The following is a 5,905-nucleotide window of genomic DNA, read 5'->3' as shown; positions in this document are numbered from 1 at the left end:
TTATATGAGGATAAGGTTTGGTGGCTTTCAATATCTCTTGAAATTGATCTTCACTAGTTAACGAATAATCTAGTTTGATAATATCAATGTAAGGGAAAAAATGAATCCATACTTTGCTATGTTCGTAATCATCTAGCGCAATTATGTACCCTTTTTCTTTTAAATCGATGCAAGCTTTGAGTAGTTTTTTACTTGGTTTGGCTGTTTCCAATATTTCAACTACCACTTTTTCTTTAGGTAATAATAATGGATAACCTTCTAACAAAGATGAATGCGTGAAGTTGATAAATGCAATTGAATCTTGGGTTAAGGTTTCTAAGCCTAAGTTAAACTGTAGGCCTTCTATTAACTTTGCGGTCGCTTCGTCATCATTGATATCAGGAAAAAAATTTTTCAGGCTTTCACGGTATAACAACTCATAAGCAAACAAATTTTTTTGCTTATCTAAAATTGGTTGTCTAGCTGCGTAAAAACTCAAAATACCACCCTTACTTCATAGATGAAAAACTTACATTACCCAGTGATGCCTTTCGTTGCAATTAATTCGTTAAAAAAACGTTAATTAAGCTGATTTTAATTCATTTAGACTGTTGTCTACCTGTTCAAAAGTATTGGTCACTTCTTTTTCAGGAGCTTTAGTAAACAAACTTACAATCAGAATTGTTACACTGCAAGTTATAAAACCAGGAACAATTTCATACAGCCAACTACTTAAATTACCGCCATTGATTTCAATGGGCGCATATATCCAAAATAATACGGTTACCGCACCTACCAACATACCTAGCAAGGCCGCTAGTTGCGTCATTCTTTTCCAATATAAACTGAATAAAATGACTGGTCCAAATGCTGCTCCAAATCCAGCCCAAGCATTACTCACTAAATCAAGGATCGTACTATTTCTATCATAGGCTAAATAGATAGCCACTAATGCTACTAAGGCCACGGATATACGACCAGCTAGTATTAGTTCTTTTTGGCTAGCATCTTTACGTAAAAATGCCTGATAAAAATCGCCGGTTAAAGAACTGGATGTCACTAACAACTGGGAAGAAATAGTGCTCATTATTGCCGCTAATATAGCGCCCAATAAAAAACCTGTAATTAAGGGGTGAAATAATATTTGTGATAAATAAACAAAAATGGTTTCGGGGTCATTTAGCGTGTTTTGAGTTTTGGTGATATACGCTAACCCAACTAAACCAGTTGCTAGGGCACCTATAATTGAAATTATCATCCAACTAATGCCTATTCTGCGTGCTACTTTTATTTCGGTTACAGAGCGTATGGCCATAAAACGCACAATAATATGAGGTTGACCAAAATATCCAACTCCCCAAGATAATAGTGAAATAATACCAATAACGGATAATGCTTCACCGCTTGATGCATCTTCAAATAAACCCATGAAATTGCCGTCAAGGGTATTTAATTGAGCTGTAATACCAGACAACCCATTTAGTTCAAATATAACAACTACTGGGACGAGTATAAGCGATACAAACATGATGCACCCTTGTACAAAGTCCGTCATGCTCACTGCCATGAAACCACCTAATAGAGTATAAGCGACAACCACGCCAGCTGTAGCATATAAGCCTAATTCGTAACTTAAGCCAAAAGATGATTCAAATAACTTCCCTCCAGCTACTACCCCAGAGGAGGTATACAGGGTAAAAAAGATAACAATAACAACGGAAGATAGTATGCGTAGACTATGACTTGAGTCATTAAAACGATTTTCAAAATAATCAGGTATTGTTATCGCGTTTTTTGCTAATTCTGTGTAGACCCGGAGCCTAGGTGCAACCCAGATATAATTAAGATATGCACCAATGACTAATCCAACAGCAATCCAAGCGCTAGATAATCCAGATACATACATAGCTCCAGGTAAGCCCATTAACATCCAGCCACTCATATCAGAGGCGCCTGCTGACAAAGCAGTGACCTTAGGGCTTAAGCTTCTGCCACCTAACATGTATCCTTCAACGTCTGAATTAGATTGTTTAAATGAATATAAACCTATGCCTAACATGACAACAAAATATAGGCTAAGTGAAATGATGGTAAAAATATCCATTAAAGATTCCTAGTGAGTAAAAGGAGTAAATTAGAGTGAACAAAATTGAACGCAATAGTATGCTAACAATAGAACCCTAGTGACAGCAAGTATGCTTATGATTTATAAAACATTTGAACAACTTACAAGAGATGATATTTACGCTATTGCCAAGTTAAGGCAAGATGTTTTTATTGTCGAGCAAAATAGTATTTATCAGGACTTAGATGGTTTGGATCAAAATTCCATTCATTATTTAATAAATGATAAAAATGGGCAGCTTGTTGGTTATGGCCGGTATAGGGAGGTTGAGTCTTTACGAAAAGTAAAAATAGAAAGGGTTGTGTTTCTTAGCGAAGTGCGAGGTATGGGGAAAGGCGAGGTTTTGCTCAAACAAATGTTGGCTGATATCTCTAGATCATATCCAGAATATGAAATTGTTTTATCTTCACAAACCTATGCTTGTCAATTTTACCATCGTTTAGGTTTTGTAGAATTTGGTGAGCCTTATGATGATGGCGGTATAGAGCACATTGGTATGCTCTATAGCCAGTAATAAATTATTGTTCAAAACCAATATCATCAAGTAGTGAAGAACTTTCAGCTGCCTGTCGTGCCAATTGGTCACAAGCTTCATTTTCAGGATGACCTGAATGGCCCTTCACCCAAAACCAGCTAACATCGTGTTGACTAACCTGTTCATCTAATCGTTTCCAAAGATCAACGTTTTTAACGGGTTTCCTGGCTGAGGTTTTCCATCCGTTTTTTTTCCAACCTTTAATCCATTGGTTTATACCATTTTTAACATATTGACTATCCGTTGTAAGGTTTACAACACATGGCTCGGTCAAACAAGCTAAAGCTTCTATCGTGGCCAATAATTCCATTCTGTTGTTAGTGGTATGTTTAAACCCTTGACTGAGTTCTTTACGGTGTTTGTCAAAAATCATGACTGCACCGTACCCACCAGGACCAGGGTTGCCTAAACAAGATCCATCAGTATAAATATCTATTTTTTTCATCTAATTATTTTTTATATAAATGCGAAAGTTTATGATTAAGGGCAGTATAATGTTGTTTAATAACAATCACACCAAGTTATTTCACGTACTAACTGGTCGAAATTTAAATGAATTAGCCTACAAATTTTATATGAGAACTCGATGAGACAAATAGTTTTAGATACAGAAACAACCGGTATTGACCCTAGACAGGGTCATCGAATAATCGAAATCGGTTGTGTAGAGTTAGTTAATCGTCGCTTAACCGGTAACACTTTTCATGTTTATATCAATCCAGAAAGACTAGTTGAGCAAGAAGCCATAGAGGTTCACGGGATCACTAATGAATATTTGACCGACAAGCCTATATTTAGAAATATTGCACAGGAGTTCATTGATTTTATTAAAGGTGGTCAACTCGTTATTCATAATGCGCCGTTTGATGTCGGCTTTATGGATCATGAATTCGCTAAGTTAACTGGGCTTGCAGAAAATAAAACAGGCAATATGTGCACTGTGCTTGATACCCTTGAGTTGGCTAGGCAAATTCACCCAGGACAAAAAAACAACCTCGATGCCTTATGTCGACGTTATGGTATTGATAACTCTCACCGTGAAAAGCATGGTGCATTGTTAGATGCGGAAATATTAGCTGACGTATACCTAATGATGACGGGTGGCCAAACGGATTTAAACCTAAGTGGTCAGGGTAGTGGAGAAGGGGGCGTGCAGGTCGAAACAATTAGACGAGTATCATCAGATAGAAATCCATTAAAGATTGTACAGCCAACAGCCGATGAATTAGAACAACATGAAAGTCGTTTAGATATTGTGGTAGAAGAAGGTGGAAGTTGTCTTTGGCGCCAATAACCAGACATAAGTAGGTTTAAAGCATGAATAAAAGGGTAATAGGAATATTCGTCTGCAGCATATTGATGTGCTTTAGTCATGTTTGTTATTCGTTAGCGATAGTCCCTTTAATATCACAATCTACTAGTGCCGCAGTTAGTCAAAATGCTGAGGGTTCTGAACTTGAACCAGAATCACCTCTTACCCAATTAGGTAACAAGTATCACAACAGTATCACCCTGTTACAAAACCGTTTTAGAATCGACTACGAAGTAGAAGAGATTACGATGGTTTTTTTCAGAACCTACGGTTCGAGTCCAATCGTTTTGGTTCAACCAGACGGCTCTAAACTATTTCAAGCCAGTGCCGATGGCGAAAGTGTATTTTGGTACGATACCAGCACTTACGACATGATCAGCATTAAAAATCCTGCAATTGGCCCCTGGCAAGCCGTTGGAGATATTTTACCTAATAGTCGAGTAATGGTGATCAGTGAGTTGGAATTGCATGCCGAAGCATTGCCACAGACCATTTTTTCCGGGGAAATATTAAAACAAACAGCCTATCTGACGAATGATGGGGAGCCCATTGATTACACTGCATTTAGAGATGTTGTGGAATTGACCATTTCATTATCCAGTACTAACAACCCCAATTATAATAATTTTGGCGCAGATCCAGAAATCATAGCTAGCTTTGAAGATAACGGAAAAGGAATGGATGAAACACCTTTGGATGGTGTGTTTACTGGACAGTTTAATTTGTCAGTTGCGGATGGAGAGTGGATCCCAACATTTAAAGTTTCAACCCCTATGTACTCTAGAGAGCAAATTGATCCGAATATTATGTTGTTACCTAATCCAGTGAATATCCTAGTTGATATAGACGACGGTAAAGGCGGATACCATAAGCTAAAAGTCGATGCCGATAGAGAACACGTGGACATTTCGACCTTACTAATTGATGGTAAAGTGCGTTACCCTAACGGGGATATCCAAAATTTTTCTATAACAGATATGTCTGATGACATTCGAGAGCACGACATTATTCATTTTGATTTTGGTATTTATCGAGTCAAGCTAACGGCTTTTGGTAATACACTGGATGGAAGAGAGTTTATTTTAGATGTACCGGAATACTCTTTTTTAGTGGAAGAGCCTAAGCCCGTTAAAAAATCGGCAAATGGACAAAAGGACAACATTCAAGCGCCTTCTAATGAAGTTTCAACAGAACAAGATATTATTGAGTCAATACCTGAAGAAGACGAAAAAATGTCTAAGTCTACCTTAGTCTCTTTAATTGTGGGTATTAACGTATTTTTGCTTGTTGTGGGGGGAGCCTTAATCTGGTTTATCACAAGTAATAAAAAAATGAGCTTTTCATTTAGAAAAAAAGATATATCAAATGACGCTTCTAAAGAAAAACAGGTGAAGGACTCTGCAGAACCAGAAGTTAAGGCCGGTTTTTTTGCCAAGTTGTTTAAACGTAAGCCCAAACATGCTGAATCAGCCCAAACCCCAGAAAGTAAAAAGGAAGGTAAGGAAAAAGAATCTGACGCTGGGTTTAAAGATCTATCTTTACCAAATGATTAAAATTAGAGCTTAATCCCCCCTTAATTTTGGCGTAATTGGTTAATACTCAAGCAAACAAACTTATTAAGCTAATTTTAGCTAAAAAAGCTATTGACTCAATCTAGGGGAACCCGTATTATCTGCGCCGCGGTTGAGGAGGGATATCTAATATTTTTCATCTAACTGCATGATATTGTTAAAGATTGTGGAGTGGTAGTTCAGTTGGTTAGAATACCGGCCTGTCACGCCGGGGGTCGCGAGTTCGAGTCTCGTCCACTCCGCCAACTTTAATAGTGTTATTTTACTGGATATTTTTAATATTAAGTAAAAGTTTTGATTACGGCTGGAGTGGTAGTTCAGTTGGTTAGAATACCGGCCTGTCACGCCGGGGGTCGCGAGTTCGAGTCTCGTCCACTCCGCCA

Annotated in this window: 6 protein-coding genes and 2 tRNA genes; 5 read left to right on the top strand and 3 right to left on the bottom strand. The window is 37.7% G+C overall.

Annotation, left to right across the window (positions count from 1 at the left end; translation table 11 throughout):
- Together ACSHXM_RS20555 and putP are read right to left on the bottom strand one after the other, a co-directional pair.
- Nucleotides 1-478 (bottom strand): EAL and HDOD domain-containing protein (locus tag ACSHXM_RS20555; RefSeq protein WP_435692053.1); only part of this gene is annotated, 478 nt, incomplete at its 3' end.
- An 84-nt stretch (nt 479-562) separates the two neighbouring features.
- Nucleotides 563-2,083, bottom strand: a complete 1,521-nt coding sequence (gene putP, locus ACSHXM_RS20550; protein WP_435692051.1) for a sodium/proline symporter PutP — start codon at nt 2,081-2,083, stop codon at nt 563-565.
- A gap of 79 nt (nt 2,084-2,162) precedes the next feature.
- Between putP and ACSHXM_RS20545 the strand changes: the two genes are divergently transcribed.
- A complete protein-coding gene (locus ACSHXM_RS20545) occupies nt 2,163-2,618 on the top strand; it encodes a GNAT family N-acetyltransferase (protein WP_435692049.1) in 456 nt (151 codons plus the stop codon).
- Nucleotides 2,619-2,622: 4 nt separating this feature from the next.
- On the opposite strand, the gene rnhA is transcribed toward ACSHXM_RS20545, so the two are convergent.
- A complete protein-coding gene (gene rnhA, locus ACSHXM_RS20540) occupies nt 2,623-3,084 on the bottom strand; it encodes a ribonuclease HI (RefSeq protein WP_435692046.1) in 462 nt (153 codons plus the stop codon).
- A 141-nt stretch (nt 3,085-3,225) separates the two neighbouring features.
- Between rnhA and dnaQ the strand changes: the two genes are divergently transcribed.
- The 4 genes from dnaQ (at nt 3,226) to ACSHXM_RS20520 (ending at nt 5,905) form a co-directional block, all read left to right on the top strand.
- A complete protein-coding gene (gene dnaQ, locus ACSHXM_RS20535) occupies nt 3,226-3,933 on the top strand; it encodes a DNA polymerase III subunit epsilon (protein WP_435692044.1) in 708 nt (235 codons plus the stop codon).
- A gap of 23 nt (nt 3,934-3,956) precedes the next feature.
- The gene (locus tag ACSHXM_RS20530) at nt 3,957-5,504 is read left to right on the top strand and encodes a TIGR03503 family protein (RefSeq protein ID WP_435692042.1); all 1,548 of its coding nucleotides are present in this window, start codon (nt 3,957-3,959) and stop codon (nt 5,502-5,504) included.
- A gap of 186 nt (nt 5,505-5,690) precedes the next feature.
- Nucleotides 5,691-5,767 (top strand) — tRNA-Asp (locus ACSHXM_RS20525).
- A 61-nt stretch (nt 5,768-5,828) separates the two neighbouring features.
- Nucleotides 5,829-5,905 (top strand) — tRNA-Asp (locus ACSHXM_RS20520).

Source organism: Paraglaciecola sp. (assembly GCF_051252315.1).
Classification (GTDB): Bacteria; Pseudomonadota; Gammaproteobacteria; order Enterobacterales; family Alteromonadaceae; genus Paraglaciecola.
This window is presented reverse-complemented; position numbering and strand designations above follow the sequence as displayed.

Excerpts from the sequence above, each read along its gene's own strand:
- dnaQ (WP_435692044.1), top strand. The coding sequence starts at position 3,226 with ATGAGACAAATAGTTTTAGATACAGAAACAACCGGTATTGACCCTAGA.
- putP (WP_435692051.1), bottom strand. The coding sequence starts at position 2,083 with ATGGATATTTTTACCATCATTTCACTTAGCCTATATTTTGTTGTCATG.
- ACSHXM_RS20530 (WP_435692042.1), top strand. The coding sequence starts at position 3,957 with ATGAATAAAAGGGTAATAGGAATATTCGTCTGCAGCATATTGATGTGC.
- rnhA (WP_435692046.1), bottom strand. The coding sequence starts at position 3,084 with ATGAAAAAAATAGATATTTATACTGATGGATCTTGTTTAGGCAACCCT.